Here is a 17,830-nt window from a genome sequence, read left to right as displayed (position 1 = left end):
ATCGCCGGATTCGCGCGCTAGTCGGAATCGCAGGCCCCCGGACCTGCCCCGCGACGGTCGCGCATGGCCCCTTCATCCGCCGAACCGGTCCCTGCCCTGAAACTATCGTGAATGGAAAACGGCGAACGCCGCGGCTTAGCCCGCGCCCGGCCCCTTTCCATGACGCATGACAGCGCATCGGCGGAAAGATTCGCATGAACCGAAAGGCGCCCTGGGGCCTAGACTGTCCCAAGCCGGACAAACGCCCGGCCCCAATTCAGGAGACTCTCGATGATTCGCAGAACCTTCCTTGCCGTCGCCACCGCGACCGCCTTCGCCGTTCCCGCCTATGCGCAGGACATGGATATCGTCGATACCGCCGTGGATAACGGCAGCTTCACCACGCTTGCGACTGCGCTTGAAGCGGCCGGTTTGGTCGAAACGCTGAAGGGCGACGGGCCGTTCACCGTCTTCGCGCCGACCGACGACGCCTTCGCCGCCCTGCCCGAGGGCACGGTGGACGATCTTCTCAAGCCCGAGAACAAGGATCAGCTTACCGCGATCCTCACCTACCATGTGGTGCCGGGCAATGTGATGTCGTCCGATCTGACCGACGGCATGACCGCCGCCACCGTCAACGGCGCCGAAGTCACGATCAGCACCGATCCGGTGATGGTCAACGACGCCAATGTCGTCACCCCGGATGTCGCCGCCAGCAACGGCGTGATCCACGTCATCGACAAGGTGCTCATGCCCTCGATGTAGGATCGCTGGTCCTGAACGAAGAAAGGCCCCGCAATGCGGGGCCTTTCGCTTTTCGGGCGGACAGCCAGGGTTAGTGAACGACCGCGTCCGCCGGCGCCGCCCGGTTGCTGGCCGAGACCCGGTCGCCCACGATCAGGCCATCCGGACCGGCGCTGACCCGGACCGTGCTGCCGTCGTCTATATCGCCGGCCAGCAGCATCTCGGCCAACTGGTCCTGAAGGCTGCGCTGGATGACCCGCTTCAACGGACGTGCGCCGAACACCGGATCGTATCCTTCGTCGGCCAGCCACTGACGCGCGCCCTGATCCAGATCCAGCGTGATCTTGCGCGCCGCCAGCCGCCGCTCCAGCCGTCCAAGCTGGATGTCCACGATTCCGTCCATGTCCTCGCGAGACAGCCGGTCGAAGATCACCGTCTCGTCCAGCCGGTTCAGGAATTCAGGGCGGAAATGCGCCCGCACCGCCTCCATCACCTCGCGCTTGGCCGCCGCGGCATCCGCCCCTTCGGGCATCCGGCTCAGCGCCTGCGATCCCAGGTTCGACGTCAGCACGATCAGCGTCTGCTTGAAGTCCACCGTCCGGCCTTGCCCGTCGGTCAGAACGCCGTCGTCCAGAACCTGCAACAGCACGTTGAACACGTCCGGATGCGCCTTCTCGACCTCGTCGAACAGGATCACCTGATAGGGACGCCGGCGCACGGCCTCGGTCAGAACGCCGCCCTCGTCATAGCCGACATAGCCCGGCGGCGCGCCGATCAGACGGGCGACAGCGTGCTTTTCCATGAACTCGGACATGTCGATGCGCACCATCGCGTTGTCGTCGTCGAAAAGGTAATTCGCCACCGCCTTGGTCAGCTCGGTCTTGCCGACGCCCGTTGGCCCCAAGAACAGGAAACTGCCCAGCGGCCGGTTCTCGTCGTTCAACCCGGCCCGCGCCCGGCGCACCGCATTGGCCACCGCCGTCACGGCGGTGCGCTGCCCGATCACCCGCTTGCCCAACTCCTCTTCCATGCGCAGCAGCTTGTCGCGCTCGCCCTCCAGCATCTTCGACGTGGGGATTCCGGTCCAGCGTTCGACCACCTGGGCGATCTGCTCGGGGCGCACCGCTTCCTCGACCATCATGTCGCCATCGTCGGTCTCGGCCTCGGCCAGGTTCTTTTCCAGCTCGGGGATGATGCCATAGCTCAGCTCGCCCGCCCGTGCCAGGTTGCCCTGCCGCTTGGCGATGTCCAGCTCGGCCCGCGCCTTGTCCAGCTGCTCCTTCAGCCCGCGCGCGCCTTCCAGCTTGTCGCGCTCGGCCTGCCATTGCGCCGTCATCTCGGATGCGCGCTCCTGCAATTCGGCCAGCTCCGCCTCAAGCCGTTCCAGCCGGTCCTTGCTGGCGCGATCGTCCTCCTTGCGCAGGGCTTCCGCCTCGATCTGCTTTTGCAGGATGTCGCGGTCCAGCGCGTCCAGCTCCTCGGGCTTGCTGTCCACTTCCATCCGCAGACGCGACGCCGCTTCGTCCATCAGGTCGATGGCCTTGTCGGGCAGGAAACGGTCGGTGATATAGCGGTGCGACAGCGTCGCCGCCGCCACCAGCGCCGAATCGCTGATCCGCACGCCGTGATGCAGCTCGTATTTCTCCTTGATGCCGCGCAGGATGCTGATCGTGTCCTCGACCGTCGGCTCCTCGACCACCAGGGGCTGGAACCGCCGCGCCAGGGCCGCGTCCTTCTCGACATGCTTGCGGTATTCGTCCAGCGTCGTGGCGCCCACGCAATGCAGCTCGCCCCGCGCCAGCGCGGGTTTCAGCAGGTTGGACGCATCCATCGCGCCATCGGCCTTGCCCGCGCCGACCAGCGTGTGCATCTCGTCGATGAACAGGATGATCTCGCCCGCGGCGCCCGTCACCTCGGCCAGCACGGCCTTCAGCCGCTCCTCGAACTCGCCGCGATACTTCGCCCCCGCGATCAGCGCCCCCATGTCGAGCGCCAGCAGCTTCTTGTTGCGCAACGATTCGGGCACGTCGCCGTTGACGATCCGCAGCGCCAGACCTTCGGCGATGGCGGTCTTGCCGACCCCCGGCTCGCCGATCAGCACCGGGTTGTTCTTCGTGCGGCGGCTCAGCACCTGCATCGTGCGCCGGATCTCGTCGTCGCGCCCGATGATCGGGTCGATCTTGCCCTCGCGCGCGCGTTCCGTCAGGTCGAGGCTGTATTTCTTCAGCGCGTCATACCCGTCCTCGGCACTCGCCGTATCGGCGGTGCGGCCCTTGCGGATGTCGTTGATCGCCGCGTTCAGCGCCTGCGCGTTCACCGCGCCTGCATCCAGCGCGTCCTTGGCACCCGATTTCACCATCGCCAGCGCGCAAAGGATCCGCTCCACCGGAACGAAACTGTCGCCGGCCTTCTTGGCCAGCTTCTCGGCCTCGTCCAGCAACTTGGCGGTCTGTCCGTCCAGAAACACCTGCCCGCTGCCGCCGCTGACCTGCGGCTGCTTTGCAAGGCTCAGGTCGTTCGCCTCGGCTACCCGCCGCGGCGCGCCGCCCGCGCGGGCGATCAGGTTGGATGCCAGCCCCTGCTCGTCGTCCAGCAGCGCCTTGAGCAGATGCTCGGGCACCAGCCGCTGATGGTTCTCGCGAAGGGCGATGGTTTGCGCGGCCTGAACGAAGCCGCGGGACCGTTCGGTGAACTTGTCCAGATTCATGTCGTCTCTCCTGTCTCAAGCGCCCGCCGGGCCGCCCGCCTCGGCAGCGCGGTCCCATGGGCCTTCGGTATCCAGATGGGCAATGCGCGGGGTCCGATCAAGACATCCCGGCAGGCCCCGTCCCCCCAATTCTTGCGCGGGCGCGAGCGTGGCACGGGAACTTGTCCACAGCCTGCGGGGTTGGCCCTGCGATCGACGACAAGGCTCGGACGACAGTTGAGGGAGGTCTGGATGACCCTTGCACATGACTTCGGAAAGACCGGCTCGCGCGGGATGATCGTGCTCGACGCCGACTTCGCCCATGTCCACCGCGACCGCGATTTCGGCGTGATCGAGGCGGACGTGACGCTGTTGCTGAAATGGGCCGGACAGCCGGTGCGCCCCGTCACCATCCACACCCATGCCGGTCCCGGCCCCGACCTGCGCTCGCGGCTCGTGCGGGACGCGGCCCGGCTGGCGGAAAGCTTCCACGCCCGCCACAAGCCCCAGCATCACCGCGCCGCCTGATCCCGCCGATACGAAAAAGGGCGACCCGCCGGGCCGCCCTTCTTTCTTTTCGCCGACCCTCTCCCCGCTATTCCAGCAAGGTCTCGTCGTCCCGGCCCTCGGGGCCCGACGGCGTGGGGATGAACGGCGTGCCGCCGCCGTCCGGGTCCACGATGACCTCTTGCCCCGGCTCGGGCGTCAGTTCGGTTTCGGCGTCGCGGCCCGGCGGGGCGCCGATCACCTCGATATCGACGGTCCGCTCGACCGTCGTGCCCTCGTCGTCCGCAGCCTCGGCCGGGGCGGGCGGGGCCGGCGCGGGCTCGTCTGGGGCGCTGTCCTCCGACCGCATCTCCTCGGCCTGCGATTCGCGGACCGTGCCGGCGGCATCGGTCGGATCCTCCAGCCCCGGCTGCGTCCCCGTCACCTCGACCGCCGTGGCCTCGTCGGCGTCGGTCTCGCCGATGGTGCCGTCGTCGGGCGTGGCCAGATCGGCCGGCGGCACGCTGTCCACGCCGGGGGCCACCGGCTCCACGTCGTCCAGCTGGTCGGTGATCCCCTCCATCACCTCGTCGGCCTGACCTTCGGGGATCGTGCCCGCGCCCGCGGGCCGCACGTCCTCGCCCTCGACGATGGTGGGTTCCGCCGGCGGCTCGTCGCCGGTCAGCGCGAAGGTCGCGGCCATGGCGACGACCACGCCTGTCGCCACGACGACCAGCGGAACTAGAAAACTGCCGCTGCCCTTGCTCGAATTGGCCATATGTCCCCCGTCAACTGTTGCCTGCCTCCCGTAACGCCCAATCGCCCGGCAATGCAACAGTTCCGCCCTTGCCCGCGGCATCGTTTGCGCGCAGGACAGCCGCGATTTTCCGCCGAAGGGGCCTGCCATGACCGCCGATGACCGCCTGATCGTCGCCCTCGACCTGCCCGACGCGCTGTCGGGGCTCGCCCTTGCCGACCGGCTGGGCGACGATGTGGGCTTCTACAAGATCGGGCTGGGGATGCTGACCGGCGGCGGTCTGGCGCTGGCGAACGAGCTGAAGCAGGATCGCGGCAAGCGCGTCTTTCTCGACATGAAGCTTTTCGACCTCGCCGCCACGGTCGAGGCGGCGGTGCGCGGTCTGGCACGATACGACATCGACCTGCTGACCGTGCACGGCGATCCGCATGTCGTGCGCGCCGCGATGCGGGGCGCGTCCGGCAGCACCACGCGCATCCTGGCGGTGACGATCCTCACCTCGCTCGACCGGGGCGATCTCGATGCCGGGCTGATGCGGGCGGGCGACATGGCCGATATGGTAACGGCCCGCGCTCGGGCCGCGTTCGATGCGGGCGCCGACGGCGTCATCGCCTCCCCGCACGAGGCGGCGGCGATCCGCGCCCTGCCCGCCGCGCGCGGCAAGCTGATCGTCACCCCCGGCGTGCGCCCCGATGGCAGCGCGCCCGGCGACCAGAAACGCATCGCCACCCCCCGCGCCGCCATCGACGCGGGCGCCGATCACATCGTCGTCGGCCGCCCTGTCTGGCAGGCGCAAGACCCCCGCAAGGCCGCCCGCGCCATCCTCGCCTCGCTCGGCTGATCTGGACGCGCCCACCCCCTTGGCCTAAACCGGCCCCGTGGTCCCGTGGCTCAACTGGATAGAGCAGCCCCCTCCTAAGGGGCAGGTTGCAGGTTCAAGTCCTGCCGGGATCACCACACGCCTCTTTCGCGGGCCATCTACCGCGTGACGATCAGGCGATATCCGCAATCGCGCCGGTCGAGGTCGCGCAGATCGCCGTGGCGTCGCGTCCATTCCCCTGTCTCGATGTCCGACCGAAGCCTGTCCAGGCCAGCGGTCACGTCGCCGATCTTCCAGAAAGACGACATCGTCCCCCGGACATGCGGGTCGAGATAGGCCGCAGGCCGACGCCAATAGGCCGCAAGGAACCCGTCCGTGCAGTCTTGGGGGATCGGCACCGGCCGGATCTCGACCAAACCGAACCACTGTCCGAAGGCGTCCATCGGCGGCATCTGCCCTTCGTCCAACGCGGCGATTTCGGGAAAATAGTCGAACAGCCAGAAGTCGCGGAATGCCGGATCGTAGGTCAGGATCACGACAGGCCCGCGCGCGACGCGCCGCATCTCGGCAACGCCCCTTGCCTTGTCCGTCCAGTGATGCACCGTCAGCACCGCCATCGCGCCGTCGAAAGCATCGTCCGCGAACGGCAGGTCTTCCGCATGGCCCTGCACCACTACTGTGCCCGAAGGGGGGCGCTGCGCGATCATCCTTGCCGATGGGTCGATCGCAGTGACGGCCCGGCCTTCGGGCTCATAGGAACCCGCCCCGGCGCCGACATTTAGCACCGTGCGCGCACTTTCCAACGCCGCATGGATCGGCGCCGCGATCCGCGCTTCGGGCCGCCGCAATGCGGCATAGCCCCGACCGATCGTGTCGTATTGCGCTGCCATGGCGGCAACTCTAGCGGATCTCCGGGCCGCTTGCATCGCTCTTGCCCGCTGAACGGTCCGCTTTTCGTCTTGCGTCGGTCCCCGCCGGTCTGGCACGGCATCGCCATGTGCGATGACGCTCTGGAACTGGCGCTGCGGCGGGACGGCGCGCGATGGATCGCCGGCGTGGACGAGGTCGGGCGCGGCCCGCTGGCCGGCCCGGTCGTCGCGGCGGCGGTGATGCTCGACCCCGCCTGCATCCCCGAGGGTCTGGACGACAGCAAAAAGCTGACGCCGATGCGCCGCGCCGAACTCTCGGCCCGGATCCGTGCCTGCGCCGTCTTCGCCATCGGCCGCGCCACGGTCGAGGAGATCGACCGCCTCAACATCCTTCAGGCGACCTTCCTCGCCATGCGGCGCGCCCTCGCCGCCCTGCCCCGCCCGCCCGACCGCCTGCTGATCGACGGCAATCGCCTGCCCCCCGCCCTGCCCTGCCGGGCCGACGCGGTTGTCGGCGGCGACGCGCTTTCGGTCAGCATCGCCGCGGCCTCCATCGTCGCCAAGACCGACCGCGATGCGCGGATGGTGGATCTGGCGCAACAGCATCCCGCCTATGGCTGGGACCGCAACGCGGGCTACGGCACGCCGCAGCATCTGCTGGCACTCAAAAGACACGGTTGCACCCCCCATCATAGGCGCAGCTTTCGACCCGTGCACAACATCTTGTATCAAGAAGATATTGTAACGTCCTGATTCAAAAAACTTTTGACCGCGATTCGCCGTCCGGTCATCCTGCCCCCAACAAGCATGTGCCGCAAAGACGCGGCGACAGAGGCAGAGACATGACGACAATGACCGAAGCGGCCGCGCTGCCGCTGAACCGGGTCTTGCCCGGCGACTGCATCGAGGTGATGGCGACCCTGCCCGAGGCCAGCGTCGATCTGATCTTCGCCGATCCGCCCTACAACCTGCAACTGCGCGGCGACCTGCGCCGCCCCGACAACAGCCGCGTCGATGGCGTGGACGATGCCTGGGACAGCTTCGCCAGCTTCGACGCCTACGACCGCTTCACCCGCCAGTGGCTCTCTGCCGCGCGCCGCCTGCTCAAGCCCGACGGCGCGATCTGGGTCATCGGCAGCTATCACAACATCTTCCGCGTCGGCGCGGCGCTTCAGGACCAGGGCTTCTGGATCCTCAACGATGTCGTCTGGCGCAAGACCAACCCGATGCCCAATTTCCGCGGCAAGCGGCTGACCAACGCGCACGAGACGATGATCTGGGCCGGCCGCGACCAGGCGGCGAAATACACCTTCAACTACGACGCGCTCAAGGCGCTGAACGACGGCGTGCAGATGCGCAGCGACTGGACGCTGCCGATCTGCACCGGCCACGAACGGCTCAGGGACGAGGACGGCGACAAGGCCCACCCGACGCAGAAGCCCCAGTCGCTGCTGCACCGCGTTCTGGTCGGCTCGACCAATCCCGGCGACGTGGTGCTCGACCCGTTCTTCGGAACCGGCACCACCGGCGCCGTGGCCAAGATGCTGGGCCGCGACTTCATCGGCATCGAGCGCGACGAGGGCTATCGCCGCGCCGCCGAGGCGCGGCTGGCCGATGTGCGCCGCTTCGACGCCACCGCCCTCCAGGTCACGACCGGCAAGCGCGCCGAACCGCGCGTGCCCTTCGGCCAGCTGGTCGAGCGCGGCATGCTGCGTCCGGGCGAGACGCTGACCGGCCCGCGCGGCCAGACCGCCCGCATCCGCGCCGACGGCACGCTGGTCGCCGACCGCATCACCGGATCCATCCATCAGGTCGGTGCCGCGCTGGACGGCGCGCCCAGTTGCAACGGCTGGACCTACTGGTCCTTCCAACGCGAGGGACAGCGCGTGCCCATCGACATCCTGCGCCAGCAGATCCGGGCCGAACTGGCCTGACGCCCCGTTACCGCCGGTGTTCGCGCCACGGCACCCCTTTCGGGCGTGCCGCGCGGCACTACCTTGCCCCGCCATAGCGATATGGCGGGGTCTTTTCGTCCCCGCCCGGATGAAAGGACGATCCCATGACCGAACGCCGCGCGATCCTGCTGGCCTCCCGCCCCCAGGGCGAACCCACCGCCGACAATTTCCGTCTCGAAACCGCGACCCTGCCCGACCCCGGCAAGGGCGAGATACTGGTCCGCACCATCTGGCTGTCGCTCGACCCCTACATGCGCGGACGGATGGACGACGCCAAATCCTATGCCGATCCGGTCGAACTGGGCGACGTGATGGGCGGTCAGGGCGTGGGGCAGGTGCTGGCCTCGCGGCATGACGGGTTTGCCGAAGGCGACATCGTCGTCGGCATGACCGGCTGGGCCGACCATGCGATCCTCAGGGGCGACGAGGCGCGCAAGCTCGATCCTTCCCGCGCGCCGGTGCAGACCGCGCTGTCGGTGCTGGGCATGACCGGCCTGACCGCCTGGGCGGGCCTGACCGAGATCCTGCATGCGAAAAAGGGCCAGACGCTGGCCATCGGCGCCGCCACCGGGGCCGTGGGCACCGTTGCCGCCCAGCTTGCCAAGGCCCGCGGCCTGACCGTCATCGGCATCGCGGGCGGCGAGGAAAAGTGCCGCTATGCCACCGACGAACTGGGCATGGATGCCTGCATCGACCATCACGCCCATGACGACGGCAAGGCGATGGCCAAGGCGATCGGGGACGCCGCCCCCCAGGGCATCGACCTTTACTTCGAGAATGTGGGCGGCAAGACGCTGGCCGGCATCGTTCCCAACATGAACCGCGACGGCCGCATCGCCATCTGCGGCATGGTCGCGTGGTATTCGGGCAAGAACCTCGATCACGCGATGCCGCTGCCGGCCGTCTGGCGCGCGATCCTCGTCAACCGCCTGACCGTGCAGGGCTTCCTGGTCTCGGATCATATGCACCGCATGGACGATTTCGTGGCCGAACTGGCGCCTATGGTGAAGGACGGCCGCCTCAAGCACCGCGAGGATGTGACCGAAGGGCTGGAAAACGCGCCGCAGGCGTTCCTCGCCATGCTCGGGGGCGGCAATTTCGGCAAGACGCTGGTGCGCGTCGGCCCCGACGGCGACGCCTGACCGCTTGCGACAGGACGGGCGCGGCACCATGCTGCGCCCGACACCCAGCCCGGAGGAAGCCATGAAGCCCCTTGCCGCCGCGGCCCTCGCCCTGATGGTCGCCCTTCCCGTCATGGCCGAGAACCGCATCGACCGCATCCGCCCCGACGCGCCCGCCCTCGCACCTTACGGCGATCATCCGGTCGGCGTGCGGCAGATGACCTTCACCCGGCAGGACGCCATCGACGTGGTGAACGCCACCGAAGGCAATCTGCCGACCCATGACCGCGCCATAACGGTCGAGGTCTGGTATCCCGCCGCCGAGGACGCGACCCCCGGCACGACCTATACCGCCTTCCTGCGCGACGGCGTGACCGAAATCGAACTGACAGGCCGCGCCGCCCGCGATGCCGCCCCGGCGGCGGACGGACCGTTTCCGCTGGTCGTCGTCTCGCACGGCTATCCCGGCAACCGCTTCCTGATGTCGCCTCTGGCCGAGAATCTGGCATCCAAGGGCTATGTCGTCGCTTCCATCGACCACCCCGATTCGACCTATGACGATCTGGGCGCGTTCGGTTCGACGCTCTATCACCGCCCGCTCGATCAGGCGTTCGTGCTGGACGAAATGGCCACGCTCGACGGCGATCTGGGGGCGGTCATCGACGGCGGCAACGCTGCCGTGATCGGTTATTCCATGGGCGGCTACGGCGCGCTGATCTTCGCGGGCGGCGGCATCGACACCGCGCCGCTGTCGCAGGCTTTCGCGCCGCCGGGCCGGATCCTGTCGCGCCACCAGGCCGGCAGCGACGCCCATGCCGCCCTGCCCGATCCGCGCGTCAAGGCGGTCATCGCCATCGGCCCGTGGGGGCGCAACCGCGATTTCTGGTCGGAACAGGGCCTGTCGCGCATCGACGTGCCCGTGCTGCTGATGGCGGGCGGCGTCGATGACGTGTCGCGCTATGACGCCATCCGCAAAATCTTCGCCGAAATGACAGGCACGACCCGCCACCTGCTGACCTTCGACGACGCCAACCACAACGCCGCTGCCCCCATGCCCGCCCCCGACGAGGCGTGGCAGATCCAGCCCGGCGCCGACAAGGCGACATTCGACCATTACGCCGATCCCGTCTGGGACAGCGTGCGCATGAACAACATCGCCCAGCACTTCGCGACCGCGTTCCTCGACCTGCACCTCAAGGGAATGGACGACCGACAGGATTACCTGACCCTGACCGAGGATGCCGGAGGCGGCCTCTGGTCGATGGCCGAGGACGGCACCCCCGAGGACGACCACACCTATTGGCAGGGCTTCCAGAACCGCTCCGCCGCCGGCCTCCGCTTCGAGACGCTGTCGTCCGCCCACTGATCCGGGGGGGGCGTTTCGCCCTCCCACGGAACTCTCACGCGAATCCTACGCGATTCTCACCGGCGTTTTCGGGATTTTCCAGCGCCGTCAAGGCCATGACATGCGCCTTGCGCATCACCGTCGGCAAGTCCCCCGGATTCAGCCTCCCGAACCCCCCGACCCCGGATTCCACCTCCCGATCGACCTCGGCGGCCATGACTTTCAGCCGCAGATGAAAGTGCGTGAACGTATGCCGCACCTCTCCCGCCGCCTGCCACTTGGCTTGCAAGGGCGGCGTGTCATCGGGTGCGATCTCGGCCCAACCCGTGCCCGGCCAGCCCAGCATACCGCCCAGTAACCCCTTGTCGGGCCTGCGTTCCGTCAGCCACGCGCCATCCGCCCGCCGCGCGATCCAGACCGTTCCAAGGCGGGTGGGCTTGGCCGCTTTCGCCGCCTTGCGCGGCAACTCCGCCGCGATCCCCAGCGCCCGCGCCCGGCACGGATCGCGCCACGGACAGAGCCCGCAGGCCGGGTTGCGCGGCGTGCAGATCGTCGCCCCCAGATCCATCACCGCCTGCGCGTAATCGCCGGGCCGCACCCCCGACGTCAGCCCCGCCGCCAACGCCGTCAACTCGGCCTTGGCCTTTGGCAAGGGCGTGCTAACCGCATGGAATCGCGCCATAACCCGCTCGACATTGCCGTCGACCACGGTCTCGGGACGGTCGAAGGCGATGGCCGCGATGGCCGCCGCCGTATAGTCCCCCACCCCCGGCAGCGTCAGCAGCCCCTCGCGCGTGTCGGGGAACCGACCCCCATGATTTCGCACGACAATTCTGGCACAAGCCAGCAGATTGCGCGCCCGCGCGTAATAGCCCAATCCGGCCCATTCGCCCATCACCACGTCGTCCTCGGCCCCGGCCAGCGCGGCGACATTCGGCCAAAGCTCTGTAAAGCGAAGGAAATACGCTTTCACGGCGGCCACGGTCGTCTGTTGCAGCATCACCTCGGACAACCATACCCGATAGGGGTCGGGCCGCATCCCCGCCGCCCGCTCCGCCGGCCCCACACGCCACGGCAGCACGCGGGCATGGCTGTCGTACCATCGCAGCAGCTCGGCGGACTCGGCCGTCACACGCAATCTTTATGCCCCCTCGGGTCGCTTTCGTCTGGCGGCCCCGAAGGGCGGGGCTAGAATGGCACGGACATGACCCGACCGCCACATTCACCCTCCGGTCCCGCGAAAAGGCGTGGAAAACGCGGGTTTGCCCAGGCGGCGAGCCTGGTTCAGACCCAGATCCGCCAAGCGGGCGAGGCACGCGGTTTCGCCGTCAGCCGCCTTCTGACCCGCTGGGCCGAGATTGCCGGCCCCGACATCGCCGCCATCGCGCGTCCCGTCGCGGTCGGCCATGCGCGCGGCGCGTTCGGGGCCACGCTGACCCTGCTGACCACCGGCGCGCAGGCCCCGCTGCTGGAAATGCAGAAGGAACGGCTGCGCGAACGCGTCAACGCCTGCTATGGCTATGCCGCGATCCGTCAGATCCGCATCACCCAGACCGCTGCGACGGGCTTTGCCGAAGGCGCGGCGACGTTTGAACCGGCCCCCGTCGCCAAGCCCCGGCCCGACGATCCGCACATCGTCGCGCGGGCCCGGACGGTGGCCGCCCCCGTGACCGACCCCGGACTTCGCGCCGCCCTCGAAAGGCTCGGCTCGCATGTGCTCAATTCCCAAAAACAAGGCTGACCGATGAAAAAATCGCTTCTCGCCGCTGCCGCCGTCCTGTCCCTCGCAGGGGGTGGGTGGTATGCCGCCACGCTGTCCGCCACCGGCCCGGCACCGATGCAGGCCGCCGCTCAGGATGCCGAAGCCCCCGTCACGGTTCAGGAAATGACACTCGGCGATCCGCAGGCGGACGTGCAGGTCATCGAATACGCGTCCTTCACCTGTCCGCATTGCGCGACCTTCCATGAAGGGCCGTTCCAGCAGATCAAGGAAAACTATATCGACACCGGGAAGATCGGCTTCACCTACCGCGAGGTCTATTTCGACAGATTCAGCCTCTGGGCGGGCATGATCGCGCGCTGCGCGGGCGATACGGACCGCTATTTCGCGATCTCGGGCCTTATATATGATCAGCAGCGCGAATGGACCCAAGGCGACCCGGCGACCATTGCGGAAAACCTGCGCCGCATCGGCAAGACAGCTGGACTGGACGATGAACGGCTGGATGCCTGCCTGAACGACGCTGCCAAGGCGCAGGCCCTTGTCGCCCGATACGAGGAGACGACGAAGGCCGACGACATCAACGCCACGCCATCCTTTGTCATCAACGGCGAGAAGTATTCCAACATGAGCTACGAGGATTTTGCCGCGATCCTCGACGAAAAACTGGGTGGCTAAAAAAGCCGGTCCAGCGCCGTTTCCAACGGGGCCGGATCGTCCAGCACAAGGCGGACCGGCACCGTCAGTACCTTTCCGCGCCAGGCGGGCGACAAACGAACCGCATCCTTTTCGGTCGTGACCAGTTGCGCGCCCAGCGCATTCGCCTGCGTCTCCAGCCGCTTCATCAGCGCGGGCGCCAACGGTTGGTGATCGTCCAGCGCCTGCGCGCCCCGCAGGTCGGCGCCGAGCGTCCGTAGCGTATCGAAGAATTTGGCCGGACGCCCGATTCCGGCGAAGGCCATGACAGGCATGTCCTGCCAGTCCATTCCCGTCCGAAGCGGTTCGAGCCGACCGGTCATCCTCGGGCAAGCGATACTGGCGCTCCAGGTCCGATCGAAGGCTTCCTGCGCCGCGGGCGGACCTATCGACAGCAACAAATCCGCGCGTCGCAACCCCGCCGCGACGGGTTCGCGCAGCGGTCCGGCCGGCAGAACGCGCCCGTTGCCGAACCCCACGGAGGTATCGACAACGACGATGGACAAATCGGCGGCCAAGGCCGGATTCTGGTGGCCGTCATCCATGACGATGGCGCCCGCGTCGTCCGCCAACGCCGCCTGCGCCGCCGCCGCCCGGTCGCGTGCGACCCAGGTCGGTGCGAAGGCCGCCAGAAGCAGCGGTTCGTCCCCCACCTGCGCGGCGTCGTGGCGGATTGGGTCGACGCGGACCGGCCCCTTGGCGGTTCCGCCATAGCCCCGGCTGACGACATGGGCGGCGATCCCACGCTCGGCCAGAAGCCTCAGCAGCGCGATGACGGTCGGCGTCTTGCCGGTGCCCCCGACATTGATGTTGCCGACCCGCAGCACCGGCACGGGCAGGGTCAAGCCTGGCCGGGCGACGCGCCGCGCCGTCGCCGCCGCGAAGATTGCCGATACCGGCGCCAAGGCGCGCGCGCGCCATCCGGGTGCGTCGGGAGGGTTGTTCCAGAAGACCGGCGGCCGCGTCATTGCGCGGCCCGGTCGAGGATCTCGGCGAGAGCCTGGATGGCCCGATCCGTCGACTCGGCCCCAGCGGTGACGACGGCCCAGCCCGCGGCGGCCATGTCGGCGGCACGGTCGGGCGCCAGAAAGCGTTCGACGGCACGCCCCAATTCCGCGGCATCGCCCACCCGCCATGCGGCACCGCCGGCATGCAGGCGACCCAGCGCCTCGGCCGCCGTGCCCAGGGTGCCCCCGTGCAGCACGACGGACCCAAGCGCCGCCGCCCCGTAAGCCGCGCTGGCGGTCGCCCCGATCCCGTCCAGCGTCCCGCCCAGAAAGGTGATGGGCGCAAGCCGCATCCACAGGCCGGTCTCGGCGTCCTGATCGGCGATATAGACCTGCGTCCCCAGGATCGGCTCCTCGTCCAGCGACCGCAAGGCACAGCGCCAGCCCAGACCCTCCAGCCGCGCATGCAGGTCAGGGCCGTCAGCCGGATCGTCAGGCTCCAATATCAGCAGCAGACGATGCGACAGCTTCGCCGCTTCCTCGTGCGCGGCAAGGATGGCGGCGATCTCGGCCTCTGGGACAGCGCTCGCCAGCCAGACGGGGCGCGTGGCCAGAAGCGTCGCCAATGCTTCCCGGTCGGGTTCGTAAACCGGTGGCGGGCGCGGAACGTCGGATAGCGGGGACGCGACATCGACCCGCGACGACCCAAGCCGCGGATCTGGCCGGGCGGCAAGCACCAGATCGAACCGGGCTAACGGCTGGACGAGCGAAAGCGCGTGGCGGGCGGGATCGGCGTCCAGCGCGATGCAGGGGATCCGGCGACGAAGCGCCTCGGCCCACAGGATCGGCGCGGGCGCGGTCCCGATCCAGACAAGCGCCTGCGGATGCCAGTGATCGAGAAACCGCCGCACAACCGACAGCGCGTCGACAGGCGGCGGTTGAACGATCGCGTCTATTGCAGGGCGGTCCCCGTTCAGACCTGTCAGCAGGATCGTAAGCGGCCGCGCGCGCGCTGCCAGCGGCCCGGCCAGCAGGTCGATGGCACGGGCAAAACGCGGTTCGCAGCCATGAAACCAGATCAGCGGCCCCTCGGGGCGTTCGGGCATCGACCGGGCCAGCGACGGGTCGGCATCCGCCGTTCCGCCATCCGATGCCCGCAGCGCCGAGACGGTTCGCGCGACCGCCAGCCGGTGCCGGGCCATCGCCAGCGAGAAGGGCATCGCCGCGTCCCGTCTAGCCGCCCAACTCCTCGGTCGGGGATGCGGCTTCTTCCTCGTCGCGCAGGCGGTGGATATGGGCGATGAAATAGCGCATGTGGGCGTTGTCCACCGTGCGCTGCGCCTCGGCCTTCCAGGCCGAGAAGGCGCTGGCATAGTCGGGAAACATGCCGACGATGTGGATGTCATCAACCGATTTGAAGACGTTCTTCGTGGGATCGACCAGCTCGCCTCCGAAGACGAGATGCAGGCGTTGGGTGGCAGACATGGCAGGTTCCTGGACTTGGATCTTACGGGCGCGCTATGCACCCGACGGGCCGCGTCAGGCAAGCCTTGCCAGCAGGGCGCGGTGCAATCCGGGCGGCGCGGCGAGGATCCCGTTCGCCCGCCGATCCGCGCTGTTGAGGACCAACGCCGCGCCATGGCGGTCGGTGACGGCGGCCCCCGCCTCGGCGGCGATCAGGGCGCCAGCCGCGATGTCCCATTCCCAGGCGGGCCGCAGCGTCAGCATGGCGTCGAACCGCCCTTCGCCGATCAGCGCCAGACGCCACGCCATCGAGGATCTGAAATGCCGCTGAAACGCGGGCACCCCGCCGCGCCAATGGGTATCGGCATAGGTCGGCCGCGAGGCGAGCGTGCGCGCGCCGTCCGCATCCGCCTGCCCGCTGGCCGCGATGGGCCTGCCGTTCAGCGTCGCGCCCTGCCCGGCTGCCGCTGCATAGACGGCATCGCGCGCCGGCATGTGGACGACCCCGGCCACCGGGCGACCGCCGCGCACCACGGCCAGGGATAGCGCCCAGTCCCGCTTGCCATCCAGATAGGCCCGCGTGCCGTCTATCGGGTCGATGACGAAGCATGCGTCGGCCGTAAGGCGGCGCGGGTCGTCGGGCGATTCCTCGCTCAGCCAGCCGTAATCGGGCCGGGCGTCGCGCAAGGTCCGTTCGAGCGCTTCGTTCACCGCGATGTCGGCGGCGCTGACCGGGGTGCCGTCGGTCTTGTCCCAGCGATGGACGGGGCGCTGCCAGTGTTCCATCGCGATCCCGGCCGCCGCGGTCGCCGCATCGAGAAGCAGCGCCAGATCACTCGCCGGCAAGGACCAGCCCTTCGACACGCAAGGACGGCACGACGCGGCCTAGCCAGGGGCGTGCATCGTCGGCGGCGGCAAGGGTTCGCAGCATGTCGCGCAGATTGCCTGCCAGCGTGATCTCGTTGACCGGAAACCCGATCTCGCCGTTCTCGACCCAGAAGCCCGACGCACCGCGGGAATAGTCGCCGGTATTGGGATTGATCGAGGATCCGATCATCGACGTGACCAGCAGGCCGGTGCCCAGTTCCGCCAGCATCCTGTCGCGCGGCATGGCAGCGCCCGTCAGGGTCACGTTTCCCGTGACAGGCGCAGGTGGCGAGGACAGGCCGCGAGCGGCATTCGCTGTCGATGCCATGCCCAACTTGCGCCCGGTTGCCAGATCCAGCGTCCAGCCGGTCAGAATGCCGTTCTCGACAATGGCCCGGCGCGCGGTGGGAAGACCCTCGGCATCGAAAAGCCGCGATCCGCCGATGCGACAGCGATGCGGCTCCTCGATCAGCGACAGATCGTCGGGCAGCACCGGCTGCCCCAGAAGGTCGCGCGCCCAGGACGATCCGCGCGCGATCATCGTGCCGTTCACCGCCTGCAACAGATGGCCGATCAGCCCCCCTGCCACCCGTTCGTCGAAGATGACGGGCCAAGCCCCGGTCCTGGCCTTGCGCGCCCCGGCCCGCGCGGCGGCGCGGTCGCCCGCTAGCGCGCCGATCTCCTCGGGCGAGGGAAGGTCGGCGCGATAGACCCGCCCTTCGCCCGCATAATCCCGTTCCATCGCCAGACCGTCGCCGCTGATCGCCACGCAGGACAGATGGGTGTCGGTGCGTTCATAGGCGCCCCGAAAGCCGTTGGTCGCCGCCATGCGGATCGCCCGCCGGCTTTGGCCGGCGCCCGCACCCTGCACCTGCGACACGCCCTTGACGGCCAGCGCGGCAGCCTCGGCGCGTCTGGCCCAATCCTCCAGCTCGGCCGGGGGCAGCGGATCGGCGGGATCGGCCAGTTCCAGCGCCGCCATGTCGCGATCGCGCGCAAGCTGGTCCGGGTCGGCCAGCCCCGCACCCGGATCCTCGGGCGCCTCGCGGGCCATGGCGACCGCGCGCTCGGCCATCGTCTGCATCGTGCGCGGGCTGATGTCGGAGGCGGAAACGCAGGCCTGACGCCGCCCCATCAGCACCCGGAGCCCGATTTCGACCCCTTCCGAGCGTTCGGCGTGTTCCAGCGCGCCCTTGCGCACGTCGATGGACAGCGACGCGGTATCGGCGGCGATCACATCGGCGGCCTCGGCCCCGGCCCGTCTGGCGGCGGCAAGAAGATCGGCGGTCAGGCGGTCGAGATCGGGCATTCGCGGTCCTCGCTGGCGTGGGCTGCACCTAGGTCGCGCGAGCCCTCGCAGCAAGGCGGCGGCGG

General features: G+C 68.7%; 18 protein-coding genes and 1 tRNA gene. 10 read left to right on the top strand and 9 right to left on the bottom strand.

Translation table 11 applies throughout. The features are described 5' to 3' along the window. Nucleotides 1-270: 270 nt before the first annotated feature. Nucleotides 271-744, top strand: a complete 474-nt coding sequence (locus OCGS_RS04835) for a fasciclin domain-containing protein (RefSeq protein WP_007426115.1) — start codon at nt 271-273, stop codon at nt 742-744. 70 nt (nt 745-814) lie between these two features. On the opposite strand, the gene clpB is transcribed toward OCGS_RS04835, so the two are convergent. Next, complete coding sequence (gene clpB, locus OCGS_RS04830) at nt 815-3,430, bottom strand: ATP-dependent chaperone ClpB (protein ID WP_007426114.1); 2,616 nt, start codon at nt 3,428-3,430, stop codon at nt 815-817. Between the two features lie 231 nt (nt 3,431-3,661). Between clpB and OCGS_RS04825 the strand changes: the two genes are divergently transcribed. Next, nucleotides 3,662-3,937: a hypothetical protein gene (locus OCGS_RS04825; protein ID WP_007426113.1), complete on the top strand. Its 276-nt coding sequence runs from the start codon at nt 3,662-3,664 to the stop codon at nt 3,935-3,937. Between the two features lie 67 nt (nt 3,938-4,004). Here OCGS_RS04825 and OCGS_RS04820 read toward each other — a convergent pair whose 3' ends face one another. Next, a complete protein-coding gene (locus OCGS_RS04820; protein WP_007426112.1) occupies nt 4,005-4,673 on the bottom strand; it encodes a hypothetical protein in 669 nt (222 codons plus the stop codon). 127 nt (nt 4,674-4,800) lie between these two features. Between OCGS_RS04820 and pyrF the strand changes: the two genes are divergently transcribed. Both pyrF and OCGS_RS04810 read left to right on the top strand, forming a co-directional pair. Beyond that, the gene (gene pyrF, locus OCGS_RS04815; RefSeq protein ID WP_007426111.1) at nt 4,801-5,493 is read left to right on the top strand and encodes an orotidine-5'-phosphate decarboxylase; all 693 of its coding nucleotides are present in this window, start codon (nt 4,801-4,803) and stop codon (nt 5,491-5,493) included. Between the two features lie 39 nt (nt 5,494-5,532). Then, nucleotides 5,533-5,609 (top strand) — tRNA-Arg (locus OCGS_RS04810). A gap of 21 nt (nt 5,610-5,630) precedes the next feature. On the opposite strand, the gene OCGS_RS04805 is transcribed toward OCGS_RS04810, so the two are convergent. Further along, entirely contained in the window at nt 5,631-6,362 is a 732-nt protein-coding gene (locus tag OCGS_RS04805; RefSeq protein ID WP_007426110.1) for a class I SAM-dependent methyltransferase, read from the bottom strand. A 105-nt stretch (nt 6,363-6,467) separates the two neighbouring features. On the opposite strand from OCGS_RS04805, the gene OCGS_RS04800 reads away from it, so the two are divergent. The 4 genes from OCGS_RS04800 to OCGS_RS04785 all read left to right on the top strand — a co-directional run bounded on the left by OCGS_RS04800 (nt 6,468) and on the right by OCGS_RS04785 (nt 10,783). Next, a complete protein-coding gene (locus OCGS_RS04800; protein WP_007426109.1) occupies nt 6,468-7,094 on the top strand; it encodes a ribonuclease HII in 627 nt (208 codons plus the stop codon). A gap of 89 nt (nt 7,095-7,183) precedes the next feature. Next, nucleotides 7,184-8,275, top strand: coding sequence for a site-specific DNA-methyltransferase (locus OCGS_RS04795; RefSeq protein ID WP_007426108.1), 1,092 nt, complete (start codon nt 7,184-7,186; stop codon nt 8,273-8,275). 125 nt (nt 8,276-8,400) lie between these two features. Next, a complete protein-coding gene (locus OCGS_RS04790) occupies nt 8,401-9,438 on the top strand; it encodes an NADP-dependent oxidoreductase (RefSeq protein ID WP_007426107.1) in 1,038 nt (345 codons plus the stop codon). Between the two features lie 61 nt (nt 9,439-9,499). Then, nucleotides 9,500-10,783 carry an alpha/beta hydrolase family protein gene (locus tag OCGS_RS04785; RefSeq protein ID WP_007426106.1) on the top strand — a complete coding sequence of 428 codons (1,284 nt, stop codon included), beginning with the start codon at nt 9,500-9,502 and terminating at the stop codon, nt 10,781-10,783. Nucleotides 10,784-10,817: 34 nt separating this feature from the next. Here the strand turns inward: OCGS_RS04785 and OCGS_RS04780 are convergent, their stop codons facing one another. After that, entirely contained in the window at nt 10,818-11,900 is a 1,083-nt protein-coding gene (locus OCGS_RS04780) for an A/G-specific adenine glycosylase (protein WP_040610546.1), read from the bottom strand. Nucleotides 11,901-11,966: 66 nt separating this feature from the next. On the opposite strand from OCGS_RS04780, the gene OCGS_RS04775 reads away from it, so the two are divergent. After that, nucleotides 11,967-12,503, top strand: a complete 537-nt coding sequence (locus OCGS_RS04775) for a DUF721 domain-containing protein (protein WP_007426104.1) — start codon at nt 11,967-11,969, stop codon at nt 12,501-12,503. Nucleotides 12,504-12,506: 3 nt separating this feature from the next. Further along, nucleotides 12,507-13,160 (top strand): DsbA family protein, encoded by a 654-nt coding sequence (locus OCGS_RS04770; protein ID WP_007426103.1) that lies wholly within the window; start codon nt 12,507-12,509, stop codon nt 13,158-13,160. Here the strand turns inward: OCGS_RS04770 and lpxK are convergent. The 5 genes from lpxK to OCGS_RS04745 are packed head-to-tail and all read right to left on the bottom strand — an operon-like array spanning nt 13,157 to nt 17,765. Continuing rightward, nucleotides 13,157-14,146, bottom strand: coding sequence for a tetraacyldisaccharide 4'-kinase (gene lpxK / locus OCGS_RS04765; protein ID WP_007426102.1), 990 nt, complete (start codon nt 14,144-14,146; stop codon nt 13,157-13,159). The genes OCGS_RS04770 and lpxK overlap by 4 nt on opposite strands. Beyond that, nucleotides 14,143-15,345 (bottom strand): 3-deoxy-D-manno-octulosonic acid transferase, encoded by a 1,203-nt coding sequence (locus OCGS_RS04760; RefSeq protein ID WP_007426101.1) that lies wholly within the window; start codon nt 15,343-15,345, stop codon nt 14,143-14,145. Before OCGS_RS04760 ends, lpxK begins: the two co-directional genes overlap by 4 nt. Nucleotides 15,346-15,358: 13 nt before the next feature. Continuing rightward, on the bottom strand, nt 15,359-15,610 hold the full coding sequence (locus tag OCGS_RS04755; protein ID WP_007426100.1) for a DUF4170 domain-containing protein: 252 nt from the start codon (nt 15,608-15,610) through the stop codon (nt 15,359-15,361). 54 nt (nt 15,611-15,664) lie between these two features. Next, on the bottom strand, nt 15,665-16,435 hold the full coding sequence (locus OCGS_RS04750; RefSeq protein WP_007426099.1) for a 3'(2'),5'-bisphosphate nucleotidase CysQ: 771 nt from the start codon (nt 16,433-16,435) through the stop codon (nt 15,665-15,667). Beyond that, the gene (locus OCGS_RS04745; protein ID WP_007426098.1) at nt 16,422-17,765 is read right to left on the bottom strand and encodes a TldD/PmbA family protein; all 1,344 of its coding nucleotides are present in this window, start codon (nt 17,763-17,765) and stop codon (nt 16,422-16,424) included. The genes OCGS_RS04750 and OCGS_RS04745 overlap by 14 nt, the downstream gene beginning before the upstream one ends. Between the last annotated feature and the right edge of the window lie 65 nt (nt 17,766-17,830).

The organism is Oceaniovalibus guishaninsula JLT2003 (assembly GCF_000299575.1).
Taxonomy (GTDB): domain Bacteria; phylum Pseudomonadota; class Alphaproteobacteria; order Rhodobacterales; family Rhodobacteraceae; genus Palleronia; species Palleronia guishaninsula.
Note: the sequence above shows the minus strand (reverse complement) of the source record. Positions and strands in the feature narration are given on the sequence as shown.

Coding starts and splice junctions, on each gene's coding strand:
- OCGS_RS04760 (WP_007426101.1), bottom strand. CDS start 15,345: ATGCCCTTCTCGCTGGCGATGGCCCGGCACCGGCTGGCGGTCGCGCGA.
- OCGS_RS04775 (WP_007426104.1), top strand. CDS start 11,967: ATGACCCGACCGCCACATTCACCCTCCGGTCCCGCGAAAAGGCGTGGA.
- OCGS_RS04745 (WP_007426098.1), bottom strand. CDS start 17,765: ATGCCCGATCTCGACCGCCTGACCGCCGATCTTCTTGCCGCCGCCAGA.
- OCGS_RS04835 (WP_007426115.1), top strand. CDS start 271: ATGATTCGCAGAACCTTCCTTGCCGTCGCCACCGCGACCGCCTTCGCC.
- lpxK (WP_007426102.1), bottom strand. CDS start 14,146: ATGACGCGGCCGCCGGTCTTCTGGAACAACCCTCCCGACGCACCCGGA.
- pyrF (WP_007426111.1), top strand. CDS start 4,801: ATGACCGCCGATGACCGCCTGATCGTCGCCCTCGACCTGCCCGACGCG.
- OCGS_RS04770 (WP_007426103.1), top strand. CDS start 12,507: ATGAAAAAATCGCTTCTCGCCGCTGCCGCCGTCCTGTCCCTCGCAGGG.
- OCGS_RS04755 (WP_007426100.1), bottom strand. CDS start 15,610: ATGTCTGCCACCCAACGCCTGCATCTCGTCTTCGGAGGCGAGCTGGTC.
- clpB (WP_007426114.1), bottom strand. CDS start 3,430: ATGAATCTGGACAAGTTCACCGAACGGTCCCGCGGCTTCGTTCAGGCC.
- OCGS_RS04820 (WP_007426112.1), bottom strand. CDS start 4,673: ATGGCCAATTCGAGCAAGGGCAGCGGCAGTTTTCTAGTTCCGCTGGTC.
- OCGS_RS04790 (WP_007426107.1), top strand. CDS start 8,401: ATGACCGAACGCCGCGCGATCCTGCTGGCCTCCCGCCCCCAGGGCGAA.
- OCGS_RS04805 (WP_007426110.1), bottom strand. CDS start 6,362: ATGGCAGCGCAATACGACACGATCGGTCGGGGCTATGCCGCATTGCGG.
- OCGS_RS04785 (WP_007426106.1), top strand. CDS start 9,500: ATGAAGCCCCTTGCCGCCGCGGCCCTCGCCCTGATGGTCGCCCTTCCC.
- OCGS_RS04825 (WP_007426113.1), top strand. CDS start 3,662: ATGACCCTTGCACATGACTTCGGAAAGACCGGCTCGCGCGGGATGATC.
- OCGS_RS04795 (WP_007426108.1), top strand. CDS start 7,184: ATGACGACAATGACCGAAGCGGCCGCGCTGCCGCTGAACCGGGTCTTG.
- OCGS_RS04800 (WP_007426109.1), top strand. CDS start 6,468: ATGTGCGATGACGCTCTGGAACTGGCGCTGCGGCGGGACGGCGCGCGA.